This window comes from Nocardia flavorosea, from assembly GCF_015477805.1.
GTDB classification, from domain to species: Bacteria; Actinomycetota; Actinomycetes; order Mycobacteriales; family Mycobacteriaceae; genus Nocardia; species Nocardia flavorosea_A.
On the sequence record NZ_JADLQL010000005.1, the window covers coordinates 86,332 to 110,910 of the forward strand.

Here is a 24,579-nt window from a genome sequence, read left to right on the forward strand (position 1 = left end):
ACACAGAGCCCAGGGAGTGTCGTCGCCACTCAACCGACGCCGAGATACGCCGCTTGCACGGCCGGGTCGTCGAGCAGTTCGCGACCTGGCCCGGATTCGGTGACCGCACCGGTCTCCAGGATGTAGCCGCGGTCGCTGCGGGCCAGCGCTTGGCGGGCGTTCTGTTCCACCAGCAGCACGGTGGTACCGGTGGCATTGATCTCGGCGATGATCCGGAAGATCTGCTGGATCACCATCGGCGCGAGGCCCATGGACGGTTCGTCCAGGAGCAACAGCCGCGGCCGGGCCATCAGCGCGCGGCCGATGGCCACCATCTGCTGTTCGCCGCCCGACAGCGTGCCACCGGCCTGCTTCTCCCGTTCCCGCAACCGGGGGAAGAGTTCGAAGACCCGTTCCACGGCGGCGGCATAGTCGGCCTTGTTCCGGAAGGGCCGGGCGTAACACCCCATATCGAGGTTCTCCCGCACTGTCATCCCCGGGAACACACCGCGCCCCTCCGGCGCCTGCACCAGCCCGGCGAGTACCCGCCGATGCGCCGGTACCCGGCTGATATCGCTGCCCTCGAACATGATTCGGCCGCTGGTCAGCGGAAGCAGACCCGAGAGTGCGCGCATGGTGGTCGTCTTACCGGCGCCGTTCGCACCCAGCAGTGTCACCAGTTCGCCTTCGGCCACGTGTAGTGAAATACCGTGCAACGCCTCGATTCTGCCGTAACCGACGACGATATCGGCCACCTCGAGCAACAGTTCACCGCCGGGTTCTGCGCGTTTCGGTGCGGTCATCACCGATCCTCCGATTCCTCGCCGGCGCCGGCGGCCGGATCCTGTTGCGCGCGCAGCGCCACGGTGGAGACCGAGACATCCTCGGCGGTCAGTTCGTCATCGGGCACTCCGAGGTAGGCGGCGATCACCGCCGGATCGGCACGGATATCGGCGGGCAGGCCGTTGGCGATCTTGCGGCCGAACTCCAGCACCACGATCCGGTCCGTCACGCCCATGACCAGCCGCATATCGTGTTCGATCAGCAGCACCGTGAACCCGTCATCGCGGATTTTGCGGATCAGATCCATGAGCGCGGATTTCTCGCTCGGGTTGAACCCGGCGGCCGGTTCGTCCAGGCACAGCAGTTTCGGTTCGGTGGCCAGCGCCCGCGCGATCTCCAACCGGCGTTGATCGCCGTAGGAGAGATTGCGGGCCTTCTCCACCGCGCGCGGCGCGATACCGACGAATTCCAGCAGCGCCATTCCCCGGGTGATGGCGTCGTGTTCTTCCCGCCGGTGCCGTGCCGTGCGCAGTATCGCGCCCGGGACGGAGGTGCGGTGGCGGGCGTCGGTCCCCACCACGACATTCTCCAGGGCGGTCATCTCACCGAACAGGCGCACGTTCTGGAAGGTCCGCGCGATACCCAGTCTCGTAATCGCGTGCCGCCTCGTTTTGGTGAGCGGTTTTCCGTCGAAGAACACCGTGCCCGCGCTCGGCCGGTACACACCGGTAATGGCGTTGAAGCAGGTGGTCTTGCCGGCACCGTTCGGCCCGATCAATCCCAGGATCTCGCCGCGGCGGATCTCGAAACTCACCGAATCCAGGGCGGTGAGCCCGCCGAACCGTACGGTGAGGTCCTCGGTGCGCAGCAGCGGTTCGCCGATCCCGGTGCGGATTTTGCGGTGCGCGGCCACCACGTCGGCGACCGCGGTATCGTCGGCGAGCGCCGGATCGACCGCGGTCACATCCACCTCCCCCGCCGCTTCGGCGTGCGGCTCGGCGGTATAACCGGCGGCCATATCGTCGTTGTCGAAGAGGGCGTCCCCCGCGTGCGGGCCGGTCACGAGGTCTCCTCCGCGGTCGTGCCCGGCGCCGGCCGCCGGACGGCCCGCACGATCGGCCGGCCGAAAGCGAGCAATTTCTGCCGGACCGGGAACAGGCCCTGGGGACGCAGGATCATCATCACCACCAGTGCGATACCGAAATACAGATACTTCAGGTCGCCGAGGCGCTGTTGGGCACCCTCGTCGAAGAGGATCAGGCTGCTCAGCAGCAGGACGGCGTACACCGCGGCCACCACGCTCACCGCCAGATACACCCATCGCGACCAGCCCGCGAGCCCCCGGAACCACCACCGCCGGCCCACCAGCAAGGCCACGCAGAGCACCCCGACGACTGCCAGCTGCACGTAGGCGTCGGCCCGGGTATCGACGATCGACACCGACATCAGCCGATTCGGCAGGTACACCACGAGGAAGGCGCCGACGATGACGCCGAGCTTGTTGCCCTGCCCGCCGATCACCACCGCGCACAGGAACAGCATCGAGTTGATGATGTTGAATCCGGTGGGATTGATGAACTGCACCTGCCCGGCGAACAGCGCCCCGGACAGACCGCCGATGGCGGCGCCGATCATGAATGCCCACAGTTTGAATCTGAAGGTGGGTACGCCCATGATCTCGGCGGCGTCCTCGTCCTCGCGGATCGCCACCCAGGCCCGGCCCACCCGGCTCCGTTCCAGGTTGCCGACCACCAGCAGGACCACGACCACGGCGAACATACCGACCCAGTACCACCAGGTACCCGAGCCGGCGCGGTCGAGCAGATTCGAGCTCTCCGGTGAACCGACGTTCCCGGCGGAGTACACGCCGTTGGGATGCGCTTCGGATTCACCGACCCGGGGATAGGTGATACCGGACAGGCCCAGGCTGCCGTTGGTGAGCTCCCCCAGATTGTCGGCGAGCAGGCGGACGATCTCACCGAAACCGAGGGTCACGATCGCCAGGTAGTCGCCGCGCAGGCGCAGGGTCGGCGAACCGAGCAGCAGACCCGATACGGCGGTCACCATGATCGCCAGCGGCACACAGGCCAGCCAGGCCCAATCGGAGTTCAGCCAGCCGCCGCCGGTCTGGTTCCAGGGGCTGTTGGGGCTGGTCAGCAGCCCCACTGTATATGCGCCGACGGCGTAGAACCCGACATAGCCGAGGTCCAGCAAACCGGCCTGGCCCACAACCACATTCAGGCCGATGGCGATCAGCGCGTACATCGCGAACTGCGCGAGCACACCGCCGAAACTGGTACCCGGAGTGTCCAGCAGCGGCGGTGGGAACAGCGGCAACAGCGCAAGCAGTACCAGGACCGGTACCGCTACCGACCACTGCGCCGGTCGGCTCAGCCCGGACCACCACGCCCGGATCTCGTCGCCGAATCCGTGACTCTTCTTCTCGGTCGCCGCAGTGGTCATGTGCGCGCCCTTCCGAGACTCTCCCCCAGGATGCCGGTGGGCCGGAAGAACAGCACCAGCACGAGCACCAGGAAGGCCACCACATCGCGCCATTCGGTGCCGAACAGCATCTGCCCGTAGTTCTCCACCAGGCCGAGCAGCAGACCGCCGAGCAGCGCCCCGCGCAGGTTGCCGATACCGCCCAGCACGGCGGCGGCGAAAGCCTTGATTCCCAGGATGAATCCGCCGTTGAAGATCACGGCATGCGGAATCTTCAGCACGTACAGCATGGCGGCGGCACCGGCCAGCAGACCGCCGATGAGGAACGTGAGCATGATGACCCGCTCCCGCGAAACACCCATCAGGGTCGCGGTATCGGGGTCCTGGGCCACCGCGCGGATACCGCGGCCGAACCGGGTGCGATTGATCAGCACCTCGGCCAGTATCGCCAGCGCCACCGCCGATACCACGATCACCAGGGTCACATTGGTGACCTCGGCGCCGGCGATCGTGAACTGGGTTTCGGGTTCGACCAGGGTGATCTGCTGCTGAGCATTGTTACCGCCCAGGCCCGGCCACAGTTGCGGCAGTACGAAATGCACGAACTCCTGCAGGACGAACGACATACCGATCGCGGTGATCAGGAAGGTCAGCGGTTTCGCGCCGCGGCGGCGCAGCGGCCGGTAGGCCACCCGTTCCAACCCGACCGCGGCCGCCCCGGACACCGCCATACCGATGAGCATGGCCACACCGAGGTAGACGACCGTGAGCACGATGCCCTCGCTGTAGGCGTTACCGCTCGGTGCGAAACCCAGCAGCATCAGGCCCACGTACTGGCCGAACATTCCGAGCATGAACACTTCGGAGTGGGCGAAGTTGATCAGGCGGAGTACGCCGTAGACCAGGGTGTAGCCCACCGCCACCAGCGCGTAGATCCCGCCGTAGGACAGACCGTCGACGGTCAGCCGCCAGAACTGGTCTATTACCCCCTCGTAGTTGAAATCGATCGATCCCTGCGCCCAGACTGCCGTATCGGCCGCAATGGCTGCTGTCATCGGCTATCCGCCCTCGTCCTCGGATCCGCACCGGGGCAGCGAGCGGTACGCGCCCGGACCCACCGGGTGCGCGTACCGCTCGCGCAGCGGTCAGCCGACCTGGTACACCCAGATCAACGCGGCGGACAGTTCCCCGTCCGCGTCCCACTCGTAGTGCCGGGCGAGGCCGTCACCGTTGTAGCCGCGGACATATTCCAGCAGGTCGGGGCGGGTCAGTTTGCCGGCGTCGATACCGGTCGCGAGGATGGTGGCCAGATCGTAGGCCTCCACGGAGTACACACCCGGGGCCTGACCGTGCAGTTCCTGGTATGCGGTGGCGAATTCCTCGGGTGCCGGACCGCACGGGCAGGACAGCACCGCGCCGGTTGCCGCATCACCGGCCTGGCTCACGAACTGCGGATCGTTGGTGCCGTCCGCGGAGACGAACGTCGCCTCCACATTGCCGTCCCGCAACTGCTGCACGAGCGGGGCCGCTTCGGCGTAGTAGCCCGAGTAGAAGATCGCGTCCGGCTGCGCGCCGGCGATCTTGGCGACGGTGGCGGAGAAGTCCTTGTCCCCCTTCTTGATACTGGCCGCGCAGGCCGGATCGGCGGCCGCGCCCAGACCGGCGGTGATGCTCTTCGCCAGGCCGACACCGTAATCGGTGTTGTCCTGGACCACGCAGACCTTCTTGTACCCGGCGGTATCCACCAGATACTTCGCCACCGACGGTCCCTGCACGTCATCGTTGGCCAGACCCCGGAAGAAGGTCTTCCAACCGTTCTTCGTCAGGCTCGCATTGGTGGCCGACGACGATACCGCGACCAGCCCCGCATCACTGAGGATCTGCCCGGTGGCCTTGGTCTCGCCGGAGAACGCCGGGCCGACCACACCGATAACCGACGGATCGTTCACGATCTGCGGAATCACCTGGCTGGCCTTCTGCGGATCGCCTTCGGTGTCGAATGGTTTCACCTGGATCCGGCAGTTCGGATTGGCTTTGTTGTGCTGATCGATCGCCAGATGCACCCCGTTGACGATATTGATCCCGAGCGCCGCATCCGGGCCGGTCAGCGCACCGGCCATGGCGATGGACGTGGTGGGCGGGCAGATCGCCTTACCGTCGCCCGCCGGATCGGCCGCCGCAGCGGCATCGGCGGCCGGTACCTCCTTGCCCGCGGCATCGATCTGCATCAGCGGCTGGATGGACAGCCCGCCGGCGCCGGCCCCCTCCGGATCACTCGCGGATTTGTCCCCGCAACCTGCCAGAACCAATACGGCCGCTGCGCCGACCGAAACAATCCCGTGGACTCGGCGGCTGCGCCGCGACTTACCCGACCATGTCGAAACGAACACGATCTACCCCTATGTTCCTCATCAATCCCCGGCCGAACCGGGCCGCCGACAACGCCGACTTGTGAGAAACATAACTCCGGTATGTTGATCCCGTGTGACATTCGGGTCATCGCGATCATCTCGCAGCGAATTCTCGACTCGGATCTGTTTCCGGCCGGTAAAACAGTCCCACTCACCGGTAACGCGCCACCGGCGAACGGGCCGCCTCACTGCGGTGCGAGGTTCTCCAGCACGACCTCCGCGACCGCTTTCATGGTGGTGCGGCGATCCATCGCGGTGCGCTGAATCCACTTGAACGCCTGCGGTTCACTCAACCCCTGCGTTTGCATCAGCACCCCCTTGGCCCGCTCGACGAGCTTACGTGTCTCCAGGCGCTCCCCCAGCGTCGCGACCTCGCTCTCCAACGCCGTGATCTCGTGGAACCGGCTCGCCGCCAACTCGATCGCGGGCACCAGATCCGATTTGGTGAACGGCTTCACGAGATAGGCCATCGCACCGGCGTCCCGCGCCCGCTCCACCAGGTCCCGCTGACTGAACGCCGTCAGGATCACCACGGGCGCAACGCGTTTCGACGCGATCTCGGCCGCCGCATCGATCCCGTCGCGGCGCGGCATCTTCACATCCATGATCACCAGGTCCGGGCGGTGCTCCACGGCCAGATCCACGGCCTGCTGCCCGTCCCCGGCCTCCCCGACGACCCGGTAGCCCTCTTCGGTCAGCATCTCCACCAGATCCATCCGGATCAACGCCTCGTCCTCGGCGACAACCACCCGTTTCGCCCCGGCGTCCGCACTAGTGCCCATAAACGACCCCTCTGGTTCCGATGCCTCGTCCCGGTCCCGCGGACGGCGGATCGACACCGATCCCCGGCCGTCGATCCGCCGTCACGCGATCGGGTGGTGTAGAGACTACCGCCCACCTCCGAGCGTCACCGCATACACCCTGCACAACGGCCCTCAGCCGCCATAACCGACCCGGAATTCGGAGATCCGGGCGCGGCGGGCTATCATTTCCACCCGGTGCGCCGAGTTGGCGGAACTGGCAGACGCGACGGTCTCAAAAACCGTTGTCCGAAAGGACGTGTGGGTTCGAGTCCCACACTCGGCACCAAGGTCGGACGGTGTTTCCGATTCCCGGCCCTCTCTTCCACCCTCACGCAGTCCGCAGAGAGTCCGCAGCAGCCCGCGCGCCGGAGTCCATTCCGTCCGCCACCGCGTCCAGATCATCGGGAAACAGATGCCCGTACAGATCGAGCGTCAGCGTGGCCGTCTTATGCCCGAGCATCCGCTGAACCACCTTGATGTTTCCACCGGCGCTGATAGCCAACGACGCCGCCGTGTGCCGGAGGCCATGGGGAACGACGCCGGCGAGACCGACATCCCGTGCCGCCTGGTCGAACACCCAGCGGAACTCGGTCGAGGTGAGGAATCCACCCTTATGGCTCGGGAAGACAAAAGCCTCCGCCCGTCGGCCGGCCAGCAAACTCTCCATGTCCTTGGCCAGCAGCCCGGGAATCGGTACCACCCGAGTCGTGTGGTTCTTCGTGTCCGTTTCCACCATCCCCTGACCAGGCACCGCGGTTGCCGAACGGCTGACCCGGATACGACGTTGATCCAGCAGCACATCCGAGGTCCGGAGCGCGATAGCCTCACCGAACCGGAGCCCGGTATATCCGAGGGTGAGCACCAGCGGACGGAACCGGGCCGACGCCATCGCCAGCTTCATCACTTCCACATGGGTCAGATAGCGTCGCTCCCCCGACCTCATCGAGGGCAAATCGATGTCTTCCGCCGGGTTCAGCGCGAGCCGCTTCGACTTGATCGCGAACCGCAATATCTGGCTGAGCACCTGATACGACTGGATCACCCGAGACGCCGACAAACCACGCCCCTGGAAGCGAGCACTGCCGGACTCCGAGAGAACGACCACCCACTCCTGAATGTCCTCGAACTCGATGTCGCGCAGAGGAACCGAGCGCCAGCGCGGCAGGATGATCGTGTCCAGGAGCGACCGATAGCCGGCCACCGTTTTCGGTTTGCGGAATTTCTTCGTCGTGTACCACTTCTCCGCCACAACCTCGAACAGGACGCCACTACGGTCGGGATCGACCCATGTCCCGGTGACAACCTTCGTGGTCACGTCACCGTCAAGGAATTTCTGAGCGGCTGCTTTGGTGTCGAACGAGCGAGACCGTTCTACGCCGTTCGGGTCGACGTAGCGTGCTCGCCAGCGCTTACCCTTGCCGGCGCGGTCGGATTTTGCCTTTTTCTTGGTCTTCTCACCGGTCACCGGGTCCACGATCACTACGGTCGGGTACCAGCGATCCTCTACCCCTGAGCGTGGGTTGCGCCGAGTCGTCATCAGGCCGCCTCACCGGTTCCAGTCGCCTTCTCCTGCTCGGCGATCCAGGCCATAACGACAGACCTACGCCATACTCGCCGGCGAGGGCCAAGTTTGAAGCTGGCCGGACCTTGACCGACGTGCGCCCACCATCGCCAGGTAGCCGCGGGTATCCCGGTCAATGCCTCGCAGTCCTTTGCCCTGAGGTAGATCTCTTCCTCGCCCATCGTGCTGTCCTTTCTCATGCCGCTTCTGGGATTGCGGGAATTCCGAGTTCGTCTGGTGGGCCGGCGCCGAGCAGCGCTTGGTTGTACTCGGCGCGCCAGGCCAGACGTTGAGCGATGGCGGCCATGATGATGTGGTCCCGCGGTGGGGCGCTCTTGTCCCCGGGTTTCACGAGCGAATATCGGAGCTTGGGGTTGTCGGGCTTTTCGATGCCGTGTTCGGCGAGCAGTGCCCGGACGAACTCCACCCGGTCCGCGCGATGATCCGGCAGCGTTTTGCCCGACCACTGGCGTGAGTTCGGGGTCCGTTTCCCAGGGATGCCGAGCAGGTCCCGACGGTGGGTCTTGCCGCGGCACCGGCCCGGAACGGTCTTCTCGGTGGCGCCGTTGGGGACGATGCCGTAGCGCAGCCAGATCGGGCAGGACTTCGAGCACGGCACATGCTGCAGCTCGGCGTGGAGGCGTTCGTAGTGATCGGCGGCGCGTTGCGTTTCGGGTTCGAGGACTTCGTTGATCGACTTCGTGAGGTATTTGGTCATGTAGCCGATGTGGCGGGCGGCCTCCTGGGTTCCGCCGAGGATGCCCTTGGAATCGACCTGCTCCCCGAACCGAATCACATGCGCCGGCCGCCACTCCTCCATCTCACCGAGCACGTCGAGGGCGTCTTCGATATCGAGCAGCGCGGCCCCGGAGTGCGGGTCGACGAAGGTGGCCTTGCCCGGGTCCCAGACCGGGACGATATCGCCGGGGTAGATCTCGTCTTGGGGGTCGAAGCGCGGCCACCACACCTGGAAGTAGGTCGCTGCCGTGACCTGTTCGATGATCTTGTGCGAGATCGCGCCACGAAGAGCGATGTGCAGGTGCGGGGCGCCGCGGCGCTGGGGTTCGATCGCGCCCCAGTACTGGACGTTGTAGCCGACGACCCGGCGCAGGTTCTGAATCCACCGATCGACGAGGTCGGCGAAGAACGCGATATCGCGGGCCGCGGTCTGGTAGTCGTAGTTTTTCGGGTCGCGCGGTGAGCCGTCGGAGACCGGGTTGCCCTTCTTGTCGAACCCGCCACCGTCGCGGTTGATCTGCCCGTAGCCCGGGAGGGTGAGGGTGACGAACATCGAGGGCCTGTACTTGCCGGCGAACTGGCGGCCGATCGTGGTTTTGGAGACCTTGCGCCGCGGCAGGTTCGGGGCATCTTGGCGACGAGCGGTGGAGCGTTTGCGGCGGGTCTTCTCGGTCGGATCCAAAGCGGGCAGCCGGCCACGGAACCCAGATTCCTTCATCTCCGCGTCCAGGTCCGACACCACCTCGCGGACCGCGTCCATCATCGACGTGTCACCGTCTGCCTTGGCCTGCTGGAAGGTGTCGAACAGGTCCGAGCGAGCCGTCAGCAGATCGATTTGGGCCTCTGTGGGTTCCAGGGGTGTGTGTTCGGGTTCGGTCTCCATGTGCCAGCCCTCACGAAGCTGGGTCGCCCGGAGAAACTTGTGCCGCATCGCGCACGGCTGGCACACCGATTCCAGGGAGGCTTTGCACGGGACGCCGACGTAGCGGTTGGTGCCGATCTCGGGATCGAAGACCTTCATCACCAGGGGCCGGGTGCAGACCCCGTATTTTTCGGCGGTGGCTTCGGCGATATCCCGAAAATCCGGCAGGCTACGACGTTCGGCCGCGGTCTGCCGGATCGGGACCTCAGCCTTATCGGTCGAGGTAACAGGAGTCATCAGGCAGCACGTCCTTTCGTCCAGTGATCCACCCGCGGCACGGTGACGGTTTCGGCGAGGGCATCGCCGAATCGGAACCGCAGTTCGACGGTGGCCGGGCCGACAATCGAGGCATGGCATTGGTCGGCGTTGAAGGCGTGGGCGATGGTCTCGACACGGTTCTCGTAGTCGGCCGGGCACTGGCCTTCCAACATCCGCAACCTGACCCGATCGGTGCCTTTCCCGATCTCGACGCCGGCGAGGCGCGGTGTGACGATGCGGGTTTGGGTCGAGACCGTCAGGTGGCAGGCTTTCATCAGGCGAGCCCAGTTCCGCTGGTAGCGCCACCAGGTCAGGAACCGGGACCGGGCACGATCCGTGATCCATCGGGCGAACTGCTGCGGGCGAGCCCGACGCCACAGCAACAGCAGTCCGGCGAACGCCACACCGACCGCTACCCCGGAAGGCCACCCGACCAGCACACCCGCCGCTACAGCGAGACCGACCGGAACGGAGATCGGCGGGAACAGGATGGCCCAGTGGATTGCGGTAGCGAGCCCGGTGACGAGGTACCAGCCGGAATTCAGGACCGCAAGGCCGAGCAGGTCGAACACGTCGCGACGCTGACCGGTGGTGGAAACGGTGGCAGTGGAACTGTTGCCGTGGTTGGTGGTTGAAAGTGTCAGGCTCATGACTGGTTCTCCGGGTCGAACAGGGCGAGTTGATCGGGGCTGGGGGCGTGCAGATCGGGGCGGGGCCGGCGACCACGTTTGGAGCGGACTTGCTTGGCGGCTTCCACGACGATCCGGTTCGGTTCCCGCCGTTCGGTGTTCTCGCTCATGCCGCACCCGCTTCCGGGCCGGCGAGGAGGTCGAGCAGGTGGGCGCCGAGGTGTTGGGTGTAGGCGGGTGGGATTGCTTGGGCGAGTTCTTTGCCGGTCATCCAGTCGATGCCCATACAGGCCGGGCCGGTCCAGGCGCCGACGTCGCCGGTGATGGAGATGTGCATGCCGGCGGCGAAGTCTTTGCGGGTCTTCTTCGTGCTGGTGCGGACCCGGTGGACCGGGTGCCACGGAACCGGAGGCAACCACGGGAGTCGGGGATCAACAGCGAATTTGCGATGCCGGTAGGTGCGCAGGCCGAACATGGATCCACACAGCACGACATCAGCCCGCATCCGCGCCCCCATGACGTTCTCGACAATCCACGGCCGAGGCTGGGCGGCGAGAGCTTCCAGGGTGGCGTCCAACAGCCAACCGGAGCCGTTGACCCCGGCGCGCGAGGACAGGGTGGTGTGGTCGTGGCACGGCGGTGAGGCGACGATGGCATCGAAATGATGCCCGTGAAGGGCCAGGTAGTTCAGGGCATCATCCTGATAGAACTCGAACGGATAGTTCGGCTGAGCCTCGATATCCACGCCGACGACATCGAAGCCGGCGAGGTGATAGCCCATCGAGGCGCCACCGGCCTTGCAGTACAGATCCAGCAGCCGAGGCCGTCTGGTGGTGTTCATGCCGCCCACCCCGAACCATCGGAGTCGTCGGTGGTGAAGTCCCAGCCGGGCACCTCACCGGTCTCGGCGAACATGGCGACCGCGACCGAGACCGGGTCAGCTCCGGCGCGTTCGAGGGCGCAGCGGCGACGACTCGCGAGGTCGATCACGTCGGCGGGGGCGGTGGGGATCGGGTTGCGGGACATGGGTGTTCTCCGTTTCGGGGCTGGGGAGTGGTGTGGATGGGTCAGAGAGCGACGGTGAGCAGCGCGGCCAGCCACAGCCAGCCGGTGTGCCAGGACTGGTCGAGTGCTGCGGCACCGGAACCGAGGTGGCCGGCGCCGAGGTTCCAGAACTCGCGGCTACCGATCGCGCAGGCCAGCGCACGCAGTGGAGTGCGGCGGTCGGCGATGTAGTGCGACACCGCGGAAACCGTCTGCCCGACGAGTAGCCCGGTGAGCGAGACCGACAGTCCGGTCACCCAGATCACGGCGCCGAGCATCATGACCAGGGTGAGGGTGTAGGTAGCGACGTGGCGGGCGCACGCGAGGCGTCCGGGCCATCCGGGACCGCCCTTGGTGCCGGCTTGGTGGCAGGTTTGGACCCAGTAGTCGGCGACCTGGTGAGCAGCGAGGAAGGTCACCAGTACCGCCGCGAATCCGGCGACGGTGGCCACGGTGGTGGTAGTCATGCCGCCACCAGCCCTTCGCCCTCGATATCGCCGAAGTCGTCGGGGTCGAAGTCGGAGTAGTCGGCCTGCGGGGACAGATCCGGGGTAGCCGGCGAGTACTGCTCGACGATCCGGTCTGCGTCGTTGTCGGTGACCCAGTAGGCGCGGACCCGGGTGAACCCGGTGGTGCCGTCTTCTCCGACGTAGCCGACACCGGGTGTGTGTTCGGAGATTTCGTCGCAGCGTGCACCGCGGTCCCGGGCGCCTTGGCCGTGAACCATGGCGGTTTGGGTCGGTTCGTCCAACCGGAGACCGATGCGGATCGGGAAAAGTTGCCGGTTGGGCATGGTCTCTTTGGACGGGTCCTGCAACGCCGCGACCATCGACACCGCGGCAGCGCGGCCTTTGGACAGCAACAGCCCGGTCAGCCGGCGGAACTCATCACGGTCGTCGCGGTTGGCGTACGACGACAGGGAGGCTGCCTCGTCGATCATGATCAGGATCAGCGGCTCATCGGTGGAAGGAACGAGTTTGCGGAGACCGGCCTGGCGCATCCGGGCCAGTCGTTCGTCCATCTCGGCGACGGCTTCGGTGAGCATGGCCAGGATGGAGGCCGTGTCCACAGCGAAGCGGGTGAACAACCGGTCCTCCCCGCGACCGAACTCCGCCCCGCCCTTCGGATCGGCGAGCCGCACATCCACCAGTCCGGCCTTGATCGCGGGACCGATACCGTTGAGCAGCGACCACAACACACTGCCCTTACCCGAACCGGTGGCGCCGGCCAGCAGGATATGTCCGTAGAGGACCCGCAGCCGCCACACATCATGGTCTTCGGTCACTCCGACCGGGACCGCTTCCAGGTCCACGCCGTAGGCCAGCAGATCGGTGACCGGGGCGGAGTCGGCGAGGGTGTCGGTGGTGCGCAGTTCCAGGTGCACGAATCCCGGTGCCGGCGAGGACACCACCACATCGGGGACGGCGAAGTAGTGGGCGAGGGCGTCGCGGGTGGCGTCGTTGTTCCAGTCCTTGAGTGACTGGCCGCCCAACATCTGGATTTCGACCAGCATCCCCGACTCGGTCAGGTTCGCGGCGGTGACGTTGGGATAGCCCTTTTCCCATGAGCCGAGGTTGAGCGCCGGCCACATCAGGGCGAGCTGTTTGGAGTCGGTGACGATCGAGGCAGCCGGCCCGAGATCCACCGGGACCGAAGCAGCGGCATGGGCGGGTTGTTTCACTCCGTCGAGGCGGCGCCAGTGCCACAGGGTGAACGTGGACACTGCGGCGGAACCGCCCATGATGAGCAGGTCGGGCGAGATCATCACAGCACCTCCGGGTTCCGGGATTCGCCGAGGTCGCAGAACAGGCGGCAGCCCTGAGCGTTGGCAGGCGGGGCGGGCGGTTCGTTACAGAACATCGCGCACTCATCGGCCGAGGGCACCTTGTCCTCGCAGAACATGGCGCACGGAGCCGGAGCCGGAGCGGCGACGGCGTCGGCGGCCGGGATGAGGGACAGCAGCGGGACGAGGACCGCGGTAGCCAGGACAGTGGATTTGGAGAACATCAGGCACCCCCAACAGGGACAGCGAGCGGCAGCATCGTTTGCACCGGCCGCGAGGAACGAACAGCGGGAATCGGCGCAGGCAGCACCGGAGCAGGGGCCGGGACCGGGTCAGGGACCGGCGCGAGAGCAGGAACAGCAGTGGGTTCGGGAGCCGGTTCGGTCACTGGTTCCGGAGCGGACTCGACAGGTGCAGCCGGCGAGTCCGGTTCGGGTTCAGTCACCGGCATGAGTTCGGGGTCGGCTTGGGCGCGTTGGCGGGCAGCGACCCGGAACAACAGCGCGAGCCCGTGGGTGTCGACCAGCAGGGATATAGGGGCCACCGCCGCCACCAACGCGGCAGCCCACCCGGGTAAGGGTTGACCGGCGGCGACCGCGTGGACGGAGTTGCCGGCGACCGAGACCAGGGAGCCGACCACCAGCACGCCGAGGAAGAAGTTGCGTTCGGACTTGTGCTGCGAGCAGACCAGCAGCCCGAAGGTGGCGAGCAGGATGGTTCCGTCGACGATCAGCGGGAACAACCACGCATCATCAGCAGGCATCCGAGCCAGCCGGGCGAGGTCTTCCAGGGTGGAGAACGACAGCCGGAACGCTGCCGCCCCCACGCCCAGGATGATGAGTGCGGCGGACCCGTGCGCAAGACGCATGCCCACCGACTGATCCGCCGCCCGCATCACGCCGCCTTACCGGAAGGCCGAGCCGCACCCGGGTCAGCCGGCGACTGCTTCGAACCGGAGTTGTCACCGGCGAAACCGGTCGCGCGGATGTTCCAGCCAATGCTCTTGAACTCGCCCTGACCGGCAATCTTCGGCTTGACCTGCAAGCCCTCCAACACGATCGGGCGCATGCCGGGCGCCAGTTCCGGGGTGGAGGGAACCGGCATGACATCGGCGACGAACACCAGATCGAAACTCGCCTGTCGAGCATTCGGGGCCGCCGGGTCGGTGACCGTGGCCTTCCACAGACGTTTACCGGTGCCATTGCCTTCGGCGTCGAGGTCCTGGCGCTGCCGCTTCGGCGCGTTGCGGTCGGAGTTGAACTCCAACATCGGCTCGACCTCGCCGAGCAGGAACAGGCCCTTCGGGAACGCGTCTTCGAACGCCGGGGTGAACCACAGATTCTTCATAGCCATTTTGAAAGCTCCTTGATTTGGGAGAGCCGGCGATTCCGGTGAGCCAACAGTAGCAACTGCTTTCGTTTGAAAGCAATTGCTACCCGCAATGCCGATACCGAACCGTTACATACCGAGGGAAACCCCAGGTAGAAGCGTTGGAGGCAACTGCTACCCTCTAGGGTGCAACTGCTACTGAAGGAGACCATTCGTGCCGGAACAGAAAAGCCAGCGTCCGTTACCTGCTCACTTGCGGATCGCGCAGGCCATCCGGAACGACATCGAATCCGGCCGGCTTCGAGATGGTCAACGACTCCAGAGCACGCGGGCTCTCGCTGATGAGTGGAAGGCGAGTCAGCTCACTATCACGAAGGCCATGGAGCAGCTTGCGGCCGATGGGTACATCGCCAGTCACGATCGGTCGGGCCGAATCGTGACCACACCAACGTCTGTCAGCCTGTCAATCACCCCACCGGCTCGGCCCGTCCGGCCGCGTGTCGTATGCGTGGGGGGATATGCAGGAAGCGGCAAGAGCGAATTTGCAAGAACGCTTGCACGAGAGACAAGCTGGGCAATCCTGGACAAGGACACCATTGCCCGACCGATCATCGAACCGGCACTTGAGGACCTGGGTTCGACGATCGACGACCGGGAATCGGACATCTACCTGAATCGTATTCGTCCGCGCGAGTACGAGGCGCTTGCAGCCGTCATCCAGGACAACCTTGAGGTTGGCAACTCTGCGATTGCCTCTGCGCCATACCTCCGCGAGTTCGCTGATCAGTCCTGGCTAGAGAACATGACCGCCCGCGCCGAAACGGAGCACGCAGACGTTATCTTCGTGTGGGTACGGTGCTCACTCGAAACCATGTTGATGTATCTCCGTCGTAGAGGTGCGGCCCGGGACGCATGGAAGTTGGCACACTGGGACGAGTACAGCGCCGGTCTGAATCTCGATTTCCGGCCATCGGCCCCGCACGTCGTCATCGACAACGACCCCGACAGCCCTCCGCTGCGGAAGCAGGCCCAATCACTGATCGAGGGATTCCGACGCGAGTCTGCCGCCCAATGAATACCGGGTTACTGCTTTACGGGGCGCCAGCCAGCGGCAAGGACACTGTGACAGTCGCTCTCTCGCGAACTGATCCTGACTTCCAGCTTTTCGAGCGGATCAAGGACGGCCCCGGGCGGACTTCCGGCTATCGAATGACCAGCCCGGAACAGTTCAGTCAGTTACTCGAAGCCGGCGATCTCATCTGGACCAATACTCGCTACAGAGCGCGATACGCGATCGACCGCACCGGTCTACTTCAACTTCTTGAATCCGGCCGCATTCCAGTTGTCCATGCTGGCCAGCCGGAGGTCATTGACGCCGTGGTGGCGGCAACTCCGGGTGTGAGTTGGACTGTGGTTGAGCTTCATTCCGACCGAGCTACGGCAATCTCTCGGATCACAGAGCGGGCGACCGGCGATTTTGACGAACGCCTTGCTGCATGGGACGAAACCCCACCGCTCGCCGCACCGAACATCAGGATCGACACCACGATCACTACACCGGACGAAGCCGCGCGACTCATTCGCTCAACAGTCTGCGCGTGAGAGTCTTGCCCGCCCGTTTTCGACGGTCCTCCTGACTGCACGGGGACAGTTGCCGAATTTCGCCATACAGGATCAAGAGGCGCCGGCGCTGCGCGCCGCCGCCGCACTTCGGCGCGCAGCGGCCTTGCTCGTACCTCACCGCCCGGCGCGCCGGTGCGTCGGCCGCACGCTGCGCCAGCACCCACCGATCCGAGATTGCTGAATTTTCGATAACCGAGAAGTGTGGGCACGACGAGTGCCGTACCCGACTTACCTCCCGCAGTCGTCCACGAATCAGCCGGTTCTCTGCCGAGTCAACCGGCTGTGGTCCCGACCAACGACCACGAAGACCCCGCAGCACGAGATCCCCAGCCTCCTCATGGCCCGATGATCTGACTTCAGTGCGGGCGAGTAAAGGGCGCTTCGCGTCACTGCGTGATGCCTTCGGCACCCTTGACTAGCCCTTCCCTCAGCTCAGAGATGGCCAGTATGAGGAAGCAGGGGGAAGGAAAGTCCCCAGGCCCGTCAGTCCGCAACTGGTCCGCAGTAGGTACGCGCACGACAAACCCCGCCAACGCCGTCAGCGGGGTGTCTGCCCAGGTCACGGCGATTCGCCCACAATCACCAACGATCCCGTGACCTGCAATTATTCAGTGAGTCAATCTCAAAAACCGTTGTCCGAAAGGACGTGTGGGTTCGAGTCCCACACTCGGCACCAAGGTCGGACGGTGTTTCCGATTCCCGGCCCTCTCTTCCACCCTCACGCAGTCCGCAGAGAGTGCGCGCGCCGGAGTCCATTCCGTCTGCCACCGCACACCACCTTGACTTCGACGTAGGCGCGTCCCCGCCACGTCCCTGCGAAACGTGGCCATGCTCGAGAAATCCGCAACTTCAGCGCGACCGATTCATCGCCGGCGTCGTACTCCCTATCGGAACCGCCTCGCGCTCCTTCGGCGATCGACTCTGGGCGCTCCCGATCGCGACACTGCGGGCTCACTGAGCCGAGAAGCTGTGGTGGGCTTACTGCCGGTTTTCTTCGGCGTCAACCCTGACGATGGTCATATCGGCCGGCTTGTCGTCCAGCCGATGTGGTGGGTAGTCACCGCCCCTAAGGTCGCTCGCCATGCGAACCAGAATGTGGACCGAGGCGGTCCGGTGGTCGGCGGTTTCGGTTTCGGTGGCGGCAGCCGGTGGTGCCGTCGTGGCATGGCTGGCTCCGGGAGGAATGGGGCGGCCACAACCGATCGAGGTCACCGAGGGGCTTTCGGCGAGGATGTATCGACTGCTGGCCGGTGCCTTCGATTCTCCCGCGTGGGTGGCACAGTCGGTGGAGTTGTTCGGGGAGGCCTGCCTGCTGATCCTGGGCGCGCTGTGGATGTGGTCGGCGTGGCGAGGACTTCGAGGCAAACAGTGGTCGACTGTAGCGACGAGCGTGGCAACGGCTCTGGGCACGGTCGGGGCATTCGTCATCAGCGAATCCGTGAAGCTGGTGGTGGATGAGGAGCGTCCCTGCCGCGCCATGAGTGCGGCGCTCGAGCCCGGTCTCTGCCCGGAGCCCGGCGACTGGTCTTTTCCTAGTAATCACGCAACGCTGGCGGCGGGGTTGGCAGTGGGGCTCGCGGTCACGCAACGCAGGTTCGCCGCTCCTGCCACAGTACTGGCGGTGGTGGCGGCCGCAACGCGGGTGGCGTCGGGAGTTCACTATCCACACGACGTGCTGGCCGGCGTTGTTCTAGGTGCATGCACGGTCGGTGCCCTGCTGGCCGCGATGAAATCAGCGGAGCCTTTCGTGCGTGCCGGAATCGGCCGGGGCAAGCCCGGCCTCGTAGGCCACCACAGCAGCGGCCGCACGGTTGTCGGCCCCGAGCGCGGCCAGGATCGAACTCACATGAGCCTTGACCGTCCCCTCCACCACGTTCAGCCGCCGCGCGATCTGCCCGTTGGTCAGCCCGGCACCGAGCAGGGTCAACACTTCTCGCTCGCGCCCGGTGAGCGCTTCGACCCGGGCACGGGCGCCGGCCCGGCGCCCGGCCGCGGACCGTTGCCCGGAGCTCGCCAGATGCGCGACAACTCGCGCCGCAACCTTCGGTGACAGGTAGGCAGCTCCGTCCGCCACTGCGCGCACCCCGGCGATCAGTTCCGCCGGGTCGCCGGACTTGGTGAGAAACCCGGCGACGCCACTGCTCAGCGCGCGCAGAATGTAGTCGTCCTCACCGAACGTGGTGAGGACGATCAATCCGGTTCCGGGCGCGATCTCGCGGATCTGCACCGCAGCGGTGATGCCGTCCAGAGTTGGCATCCGGATATCCAGGACAGCGATATCCGGGCGGTGTCGCCGCACACCCTCGACCGCCTCGTGACCGTCGGCGGCTTCGGCCACGACCGTGACCTGCGGGTCGGTAGACAAGATGGCACGGACACCGGCACGGACCAGCGGTTCGTCGTCAGCGATCAGCACCCGGATCATCGGCTGTGTCCCCCGGCAATCACGTCGAGGCCGACCAGTACGTCGTCGACGGCGCGGAAACACAGGCGGTAGACGTCTCCCGAGTGATCGTCGAACGGGTTCGCTGTGATTGCGTAATACTCGCAAACCGTGCCCGGAGCGGGCGAAGGCGCAGGTGGCGCGGCCAACTGTTGTGGAGGCAGGTAATTGGCCAGCGTACTGCGGTGTTGTCCGACACGGAACCGGTCGAAAGCGGTCGCGTCCAGGACCGAGCTCCGAACGGTCATCGCCTCCCATATCCGCAATCCGCCGGTCAGAACCGCCCCGGTCGCCAGGGGAACCACAACGGCGGACACCGCGACCATCCGGAGATGGGATCGGCCGCGCTGCCGCTGTTCGATGATCCGCGGGCCCGAGTCGATCTCCGGAATCGGAGCGCCGTTGTCGCCGAGAGCCGCGGGGCTGTTGGGAAACCATGCGCGGACCACGAACTCGTCACCGAGGCGGTGATGCGACAACCTTCCGCCGGTCGAACGAACACGCTCCGCCAAACCCATGAGACCGCTTCCGTTCCCGGCCGAGTTGGCGGCGACCGGGACCGGCCCGTTGGTCAACGACATCTCCGTGTGCGCCTCATGGAATCCGATCACCACATATGTCGTCGAGCCCGGCGCATGTTTGGCCACGTTGGTCAACCCCTCCTGCACAACACGGTATACGGCATGCTGCACCATCCGGGGCGCCGCCGACGGCGAGCCCGCGATCTGCAATTCGATCCGCAGGCCCGCGGCGCGTGCGTCCTCGACCAGGCCGACGACATCCCGCGCGGCCGATGCTCCGGACGAGGACCGCAGGACGCCGATCACCTCACCGAGGTGGTCCACCGCTACCGCCGCGCGTGTCCTGATCTGGCGGGCAGTATCCCGGTGCTCCGCGGACAGCCCATCGGACACTTGCAGCGCCCCGGCGGACAGCGCTATCAGATTCAACTCATGCCCCAGCCCATCGTGCATGTCCCGGGCTATCAGCAGGCGTTCTCGTAGGCGCGCCTGCTCACCGATCAAGGCCATCTCTCGCTGCGCTTGTGCGGCGCGCTCCCAACCGGCCCGAGCCAACGCCCGCGACAACTGCCAGAGCCGTCCGGTGAACCAGGGCAGCATGCCGGCGCCCACGAGCACAACTGAGAAAACACCGACGGAAGCCGTCGCGGACGGCCGGACGAAGGCAACGATCACCGCCACCGCCGCCACCGCGATCGAGAGTACCGCCGCAGGCAGAGCTGAACGTGCCCGAAACCCGGCGAGAAACCCGCACACCACCACAACCGGAATTCCCAGCCAATCGATCGCGCTCAGCACCGCCCCTGCGACCGCACCCGCCAACAGCACGCTTTCCGGCCACCGCGCGGCATCCGGCCGATTACCGGAAAACGGCCCCGATCGATTCACGCATCCACATTACGGAACCACAATTCGACAGCGGTTCGAGCCACACAACGGCAGTCACCGGCCTGAGGTTCAGAGCGGCAGGTCGTGCATCAGCACATCGAATGTGGGCGCGTTCTCCCAGTTCGGGCGCAACCGACCGACCCGGTATCAGCCCCACTTCCGGTACCGCGTGTAGGCACACTCGTTTTCCGGTTCCACCAGCAATGTCGCGCGTTGCTCGGACCGGTTGCGCAGCAGCTGGTTGTGCAGGGCGCAGGCGAGTCCCCGACCGGCGTGCTCGGCGCACACCATGACCTCCGACAAAGGCGAATGTCCGGTCACCGGTCTCGGCGGTGAACTCGTCCAGATCGCTGTCGTCCAGGCCGCCGTCGTCGAGGTGCAGGCCGCCTCACCCCGCCGTGCCAGATCGAAGCGGCCGGCCCCACGTTTGCCCTGCTGCAGCACCGTCGATATGAGCTACCAGCAGATCGAACCCTCGGCTGCGTGTGGGATCGATGTAGGCGTCGAGCCTGGGTTCCATCAGTCGCAGTGTCCGGCTCGACGTGGTGTTCCCGGTCTTCGGCCCCTCGGCTCCCAAACCGGTCCTACTGATCGCCGGCCGGCATATCCTCGAGCACAATGCCGAAGTAGTGGTGATCTCGCACCTCACCGGCGCCGAGGTTTCGCCGAGCCGCTGTGGACAGCGGTATCGGGGCTCGCCGATCTCGTCACCGCCGATGATCCTGGCTGCGGTGGGAAAAGGCCGACTCGGCGGGTATCCGAACCATTGGAGAAACCCGACGCTAAGGGCGGATGAATTCATCGGCGCGGGGATGTGATTTCGTGCGAACACCGCTTCTGCGCAGGTCGCGAGCGACCTACCGTAGCCGCATGCACATCCTGTTCGTCTGCAATGGCAATGTGTGCCGTTCGGTGATCGCCGAACGGCTGACCCGTTCCATCGCGGTCGAATACCGGCTGACCGGGATCACCGCCGAGAGCGCCGGGACCCGCGCCCTGGTGGGTTTTCCGGTGGAGCCACGGGCCGCCGAGGCCATCACCGGTTTGGGCGGGGATCCGAGTAACTTCCGGGCCCGCAGGCTCAAAGCCGAGCATATCGATCGCGCGGATCTGGTACTCACCATGACCGAGAACATCCGGGACGAGGTGGCCGAGACGGCGGCGGCGGGGTCGCGGACGTTCACGTTGCTGGAGGCATATCGGATCGCGCGGGTCACCGGTGCGCGCAGCGTGGCCGAACTGCATCGCAGCCGGCACAACCTGTCGCTGGTGGGGCGGGAGAACATCGGCGATCCGGTGGGGCTTTCGGCGCAGGCGTATTGCGAGGTAGGAGACAAGATCGCCGAGGCGCTGGTGCCGTTGCTGGTGGCGCTGGCGCCGGTGAGCACACCGGCGCAACCCCAGTGGGGTCGGCCGCCGCTGGTGGTGCAGCCGGGCCCGTCGGCGACCCGGCTGTCACCGCTGGTCGCCGCCCAGCACACCGGCTGGTACGCGTAACCGTGGACACGTCGATATCGGGCGATTGACAACGATGCCGAATCGGAGTCTGACTTTCCGAGCCAGGCGCACTACACTCGCGGTCCGGAACACCGAGAAATCCATTCCGTTGCAGGTTCGACACACGACAGGAATCGCGCATGCCGAAACGTATTTCGGATGTTTCGCTTCATGTTTATGTGACCCCGGAAACGCTGGACAGACTCGTCGAGTCCGTTCGGGCCGACCTCGCCGAACACCTCGACGACGGTGAGGTGTGCGCGTGGCGTTGTACGCTGCCGGTCGCCGAAGACGATTCGCGGCATCAGGAGTTCGACAGCCGCTGGCGCGCCGGGCACCCCGGCGCGGACCCGTGCGGGCATGCGACGTTCGAGATCGCGTTGAGCCTGGTCGGTGATCCGGCCGAATTGACCGACGGCTACATCGACGCGCTGGAACATCGGCTGCTGCGGGGGCTGGACGAATTCGGCCCCGGTGCGCCGTTCACGCTCAGCGCCGAAGAGCGCACCGAAGCCGATCTCGAACCGCTGCTCGCCGAGCGGCTCTGACCGCCCGCGCGCAATCAGCTCCGTGCCGGGAAATGGCGGATAACGCCTTCCTGCACAGTGGTGGCCAGCAGATCACCCGATCGAGAGTAGAAGCGCCCGGTCGCCAATCCCCGTGAGCCTGCGGCCACGGGGGATTCGGTGGCGTACAGCGCCCATTCGTCGAACCGGAACGGGCGGTGGAACCAGATGGAATGGTTCACCGTGGCGGCGACGATCCGGTCCAGGCCCCAGGACAGCCCGTGCGTGGTGATGATCGAATCCAGCACCGTGGTGTCCGAGGAGTAGCTCAGCGCGGCCACATGGATCAGCGGATCGTCGGGCAGGGTGCCGTCGGCGCGCATCCACACCCGGTTGTGGTTCAACTTCTCGCCGGTGCCCTTGAGGATCCAGGCCGGATCGTTGGTGTAACGCATATCGATCGGGTGCGGAGCGTTGACGAACATCTCCAGCTTGTCCTCGAACCCGGCGAAGCTCTCCTGGATCCGCGGCAGTGTCTCCGGATCCGGTACCTCCGGCCGCTCGTGCGCGTGTTCGAGCCCCTTCCCCCACTCCTGGAAGGAGGCCAGCATCACGAACAGCTCCTGGCCGTCCTGGACCGCCGTGACGGTCCGGTTCGCGAACGCGCGGCCGTCGCGATGCCGTTCGACGTGGAAGTCGATCGGTTTCTTCACATCGCCGCCCCGGACGAAATGGGCGTTGAGCGCGTGGATCGGCCGATCCCCGGCGGTACGGCCGGCCGCGATCACCGCCTGCGAGACCAGCTGCCCGCCGAAGGTCCGGCTGGCGACCTTCTCCGGATGGTGCCCGCGGAACACATCCCCGGACACCTCCTCCAGGTCCAGCAGCTCCAGCAGGGTGTCGAGATCGCGGTGGCGGTCGGTGACGGTCTCGTCGACCGGCGCGCTCACCGGGCGTCTCCGGGGTTGCTCGGCATCAGTGGTCCTCCTCGCCGATACGGTGCACGTGGATCAGGTTCGTGGACCCGACGGTACCCGGTGGGGAGCCCGCCACGATGACCACGAGGTCCCCCTTGCTGTAGCGGTTCATGCTCAGCAGCGCCTGATCGACCTGTTTGATCATCGCGTCCGTGCTGTCCACGGTGGGCACGATGAAGGTTTCGGTGCCCCAGGTGAGCGCCAGCTGGCTGCGCACCTCCGGAAGGGGGGTGAACGCCAGCAGCGGGATCGGGGTGTGCAGACGGGCCAGCCGGCGCACCGTATCGCCGGACTGGGTGAACGCCACCAGCGCCTTGGCGTTGAGCCGCTCCCCGATATCGCGGGCGGCATACGAGATGACACCACGTTTGGTGCGCGGTGTATGCGTCAGCGGCGGCACATTGGTGGATTCGGTTTCCACCGCGTGCACGATGCGCGCCATGGTGCGCACGGTCTCGATCGGATACTTGCCGACCGAGGTCTCACCGGACAGCATCACCGCATCGGCGCCGTCGAGGACGGCATTGGCCACATCGGAGGCCTCGGCGCGGGTGGGCCGCGAATTCTCGATCATGGATTCGAGCATCTGGGTCGCGACGATCACCGGTTTCGCGTTCTCGCGGGCCATCTGGATGGCCCGCTTCTGCACGATCGGCACCTGCTCGAGCGGCAGTTCCACGCCGAGATCGCCGCGGGCCACCATCACCGCGTCGAAGGCCAGGACCACGGCCTCGAGGTTGTCGATCGCCTCGGGTTTCTCCAATTTGCCGATCACCGGCACCCGCCGTCCGACACGGTCCATCACATCGTGGACGAGTTCGATATCCGACGGCGACCGGACGAACGAGAGCGCGATGAAATCCACGCCCAGGTTCAGGGCGAATTCCAGATCTTCGATGTCTTTTTCGGAGAGCGCGGGCACCGAGACATCCATCCCCGGCAGCGAAACACCCTTGTTGTTGCTGACCGGGCCGCCCTCGGTCACCTCGCACACCACGTCGTTGCCCTCGACGCGGATCACCTCCAGCCCGACCTTGCCGTCGTCGACGAGCAGCCGGTCACCTGATTTGGCGTCGGCGGCGAGCTGTTTGTAGGTGGTGGAGACGCGGTCGTGATCACCGACGATCTCGTCGACGGTGATGCGCACGACCTCACCGGTTGCCCAGACGGTGCGTTCCTCGGCGAAACGCCCCAGCCGGATCTTCGGGCCTTGCAGATCGGCGAGAATGCCGACGGCGCGGCCGCGATCTTCGCAGGCCTGCCGCACCTTCTTGTAGTTTTCGGCGTGGTCGGAGTGCTCGCCGTGGCTGAAATTCAGCCGGGCGACGTCCATACCGCTTTCGACGAGCTCTCGAATACGTTCCTCGGTGGCAGTGGCCGGGCCGAGGGTGCACACAATCTTCGTCCGTCGCATCACGAGTCGAGCCTAACCTGCCGGAGTC

Annotated in this window: 27 protein-coding genes, 1 tRNA gene and 1 pseudogene; 6 read left to right on the forward strand and 23 right to left on the reverse strand. The window is 65.8% G+C overall.

Annotated features, from left to right (window positions below; translation table 11 throughout):
* Window positions 1–29 precede the first annotated feature (29 nt).
* The 6 genes from IU448_RS21980 to IU448_RS22005 form a co-directional block, all read right to left on the reverse strand.
* Window positions 30–782: an ABC transporter ATP-binding protein gene (locus IU448_RS21980; RefSeq protein WP_195057577.1), complete on the reverse strand. Its 753-nt coding sequence runs from the start codon at window positions 780–782 to the stop codon at window positions 30–32.
* A complete protein-coding gene (locus IU448_RS21985; RefSeq protein ID WP_195057913.1) occupies window positions 782–1,780 on the reverse strand; it encodes an ABC transporter ATP-binding protein in 999 nt (332 codons plus the stop codon). The genes IU448_RS21980 and IU448_RS21985 overlap by 1 nt, the downstream gene beginning before the upstream one ends.
* Before the next feature lie 41 nt (window positions 1,781–1,821).
* Window positions 1,822–3,225: a branched-chain amino acid ABC transporter permease gene (locus IU448_RS21990; RefSeq protein ID WP_195057578.1), complete on the reverse strand. Its 1,404-nt coding sequence runs from the start codon at window positions 3,223–3,225 to the stop codon at window positions 1,822–1,824.
* The gene (locus IU448_RS21995) at window positions 3,222–4,259 is read right to left on the reverse strand and encodes a branched-chain amino acid ABC transporter permease (RefSeq protein WP_195057579.1); all 1,038 of its coding nucleotides are present in this window, start codon (window positions 4,257–4,259) and stop codon (window positions 3,222–3,224) included. The genes IU448_RS21990 and IU448_RS21995 overlap by 4 nt, the downstream gene beginning before the upstream one ends.
* Before the next feature lie 90 nt (window positions 4,260–4,349).
* The gene (locus IU448_RS22000; protein WP_195057914.1) at window positions 4,350–5,540 is read right to left on the reverse strand and encodes a branched-chain amino acid ABC transporter substrate-binding protein; all 1,191 of its coding nucleotides are present in this window, start codon (window positions 5,538–5,540) and stop codon (window positions 4,350–4,352) included.
* A 260-nt stretch (window positions 5,541–5,800) separates the two neighbouring features.
* Complete coding sequence (locus tag IU448_RS22005) at window positions 5,801–6,397, reverse strand: ANTAR domain-containing response regulator (protein WP_062978728.1); 597 nt, start codon at window positions 6,395–6,397, stop codon at window positions 5,801–5,803.
* Window positions 6,398–6,617: 220 nt separating this feature from the next.
* Here IU448_RS22005 and IU448_RS22010 point away from each other — a divergent pair.
* Window positions 6,618–6,704: transfer RNA gene (locus IU448_RS22010), tRNA-Leu, on the forward strand.
* A gap of 42 nt (window positions 6,705–6,746) precedes the next feature.
* Here IU448_RS22010 and IU448_RS22015 read toward each other — a convergent pair.
* The 11 genes from IU448_RS22015 to IU448_RS22065 form a co-directional block, all read right to left on the reverse strand.
* Window positions 6,747–7,892: a tyrosine-type recombinase/integrase gene (locus IU448_RS22015; protein ID WP_324188669.1), complete on the reverse strand. Its 1,146-nt coding sequence runs from the start codon at window positions 7,890–7,892 to the stop codon at window positions 6,747–6,749.
* A gap of 283 nt (window positions 7,893–8,175) precedes the next feature.
* Window positions 8,176–9,876 carry a replication initiator gene (locus tag IU448_RS22020; RefSeq protein ID WP_195057581.1) on the reverse strand — a complete coding sequence of 567 codons (1,701 nt, stop codon included), beginning with the start codon at window positions 9,874–9,876 and terminating at the stop codon, window positions 8,176–8,178.
* Window positions 9,876–10,547, reverse strand: a complete 672-nt coding sequence (locus IU448_RS22025; protein WP_195057582.1) for a hypothetical protein — start codon at window positions 10,545–10,547, stop codon at window positions 9,876–9,878. The genes IU448_RS22020 and IU448_RS22025 overlap by 1 nt, the downstream gene beginning before the upstream one ends.
* Window positions 10,544–10,696, reverse strand: a complete 153-nt coding sequence (locus tag IU448_RS22030) for a hypothetical protein (RefSeq protein WP_195057583.1) — start codon at window positions 10,694–10,696, stop codon at window positions 10,544–10,546. Before IU448_RS22030 ends, IU448_RS22025 begins: the two co-directional genes overlap by 4 nt.
* Entirely contained in the window at window positions 10,693–11,367 is a 675-nt protein-coding gene (locus IU448_RS22035; protein WP_195057584.1) for a DNA cytosine methyltransferase, read from the reverse strand. The genes IU448_RS22030 and IU448_RS22035 overlap by 4 nt, the downstream gene beginning before the upstream one ends.
* The gene (locus tag IU448_RS22040) at window positions 11,364–11,552 is read right to left on the reverse strand and encodes a hypothetical protein (RefSeq protein ID WP_195057585.1); all 189 of its coding nucleotides are present in this window, start codon (window positions 11,550–11,552) and stop codon (window positions 11,364–11,366) included. Before IU448_RS22040 ends, IU448_RS22035 begins: the two co-directional genes overlap by 4 nt.
* Before the next feature lie 41 nt (window positions 11,553–11,593).
* Entirely contained in the window at window positions 11,594–12,037 is a 444-nt protein-coding gene (locus IU448_RS22045; protein ID WP_195057586.1) for a DUF3307 domain-containing protein, read from the reverse strand.
* Window positions 12,034–13,335, reverse strand: a complete 1,302-nt coding sequence (locus IU448_RS22050) for an FtsK/SpoIIIE domain-containing protein (protein ID WP_195057587.1) — start codon at window positions 13,333–13,335, stop codon at window positions 12,034–12,036. Before IU448_RS22050 ends, IU448_RS22045 begins: the two co-directional genes overlap by 4 nt.
* A complete protein-coding gene (locus IU448_RS22055) occupies window positions 13,335–13,577 on the reverse strand; it encodes a hypothetical protein (protein ID WP_195057588.1) in 243 nt (80 codons plus the stop codon). The genes IU448_RS22050 and IU448_RS22055 overlap by 1 nt, the downstream gene beginning before the upstream one ends.
* Window positions 13,577–14,221: a DUF2637 domain-containing protein gene (locus tag IU448_RS22060; protein ID WP_195057915.1), complete on the reverse strand. Its 645-nt coding sequence runs from the start codon at window positions 14,219–14,221 to the stop codon at window positions 13,577–13,579. Before IU448_RS22060 ends, IU448_RS22055 begins: the two co-directional genes overlap by 1 nt.
* A 26-nt stretch (window positions 14,222–14,247) precedes the next feature.
* Entirely contained in the window at window positions 14,248–14,706 is a 459-nt protein-coding gene (locus IU448_RS22065) for a hypothetical protein (protein ID WP_195057589.1), read from the reverse strand.
* Window positions 14,707–14,896: 190 nt separating this feature from the next.
* On the opposite strand from IU448_RS22065, the gene IU448_RS22070 reads away from it, so the two are divergent.
* Together IU448_RS22070 and IU448_RS22075 are read left to right on the forward strand one after the other, a co-directional pair.
* On the forward strand, window positions 14,897–15,757 hold the full coding sequence (locus tag IU448_RS22070; protein WP_324188670.1) for an AAA family ATPase: 861 nt from the start codon (window positions 14,897–14,899) through the stop codon (window positions 15,755–15,757).
* Window positions 15,758–15,804: 47 nt separating this feature from the next.
* Window positions 15,805–16,284: a kinase gene (locus IU448_RS22075; protein ID WP_324188671.1), complete on the forward strand. Its 480-nt coding sequence runs from the start codon at window positions 15,805–15,807 to the stop codon at window positions 16,282–16,284.
* Between the two features lie 999 nt (window positions 16,285–17,283).
* Here IU448_RS22075 and IU448_RS29115 read toward each other — a convergent pair.
* Window positions 17,284–17,733: a hypothetical protein gene (locus IU448_RS29115; RefSeq protein WP_228813915.1), complete on the reverse strand. Its 450-nt coding sequence runs from the start codon at window positions 17,731–17,733 to the stop codon at window positions 17,284–17,286.
* Here IU448_RS29115 and IU448_RS29785 point away from each other — a divergent pair.
* Window positions 17,639–17,974 (forward strand): annotated as a pseudogene (locus tag IU448_RS29785) (phosphatase PAP2 family protein); the annotation flags it as partial. The gene IU448_RS29115 and the pseudogene IU448_RS29785 sit on opposite strands and share 95 nt — an antisense overlap.
* A gap of 63 nt (window positions 17,975–18,037) precedes the next feature.
* Here the strand turns inward: IU448_RS29785 and IU448_RS29120 are convergent.
* From IU448_RS29120 to IU448_RS22090, 3 genes are all read right to left on the reverse strand, one after another.
* Entirely contained in the window at window positions 18,038–18,730 is a 693-nt protein-coding gene (locus tag IU448_RS29120) for a response regulator transcription factor (RefSeq protein WP_228813917.1), read from the reverse strand.
* The gene (locus IU448_RS22085) at window positions 18,727–20,157 is read right to left on the reverse strand and encodes a sensor histidine kinase (RefSeq protein WP_195057591.1); all 1,431 of its coding nucleotides are present in this window, start codon (window positions 20,155–20,157) and stop codon (window positions 18,727–18,729) included. The genes IU448_RS29120 and IU448_RS22085 overlap by 4 nt, the downstream gene beginning before the upstream one ends.
* Window positions 20,158–20,304: 147 nt before the next feature.
* Complete coding sequence (locus tag IU448_RS22090; RefSeq protein ID WP_195057592.1) at window positions 20,305–20,601, reverse strand: hypothetical protein; 297 nt, start codon at window positions 20,599–20,601, stop codon at window positions 20,305–20,307.
* A 426-nt stretch (window positions 20,602–21,027) separates the two neighbouring features.
* Between IU448_RS22090 and IU448_RS22095 the strand changes: the two genes are divergently transcribed.
* Window positions 21,028–21,654, forward strand: a complete 627-nt coding sequence (locus tag IU448_RS22095; RefSeq protein WP_195057593.1) for a low molecular weight phosphatase family protein — start codon at window positions 21,028–21,030, stop codon at window positions 21,652–21,654.
* A gap of 140 nt (window positions 21,655–21,794) precedes the next feature.
* The gene (locus IU448_RS22100) at window positions 21,795–22,202 is read left to right on the forward strand and encodes a hypothetical protein (RefSeq protein ID WP_195057594.1); all 408 of its coding nucleotides are present in this window, start codon (window positions 21,795–21,797) and stop codon (window positions 22,200–22,202) included.
* Window positions 22,203–22,216: 14 nt separating this feature from the next.
* Here IU448_RS22100 and IU448_RS22105 read toward each other — a convergent pair whose 3' ends face one another.
* Both IU448_RS22105 and pyk read right to left on the reverse strand, forming a co-directional pair.
* Entirely contained in the window at window positions 22,217–23,110 is an 894-nt protein-coding gene (locus IU448_RS22105; protein WP_195057595.1) for an acyl-CoA thioesterase, read from the reverse strand.
* Between the two features lie 25 nt (window positions 23,111–23,135).
* The gene (gene pyk / locus IU448_RS22110) at window positions 23,136–24,554 is read right to left on the reverse strand and encodes a pyruvate kinase (protein ID WP_195057596.1); all 1,419 of its coding nucleotides are present in this window, start codon (window positions 24,552–24,554) and stop codon (window positions 23,136–23,138) included.
* Window positions 24,555–24,579 lie beyond the last annotated feature (25 nt).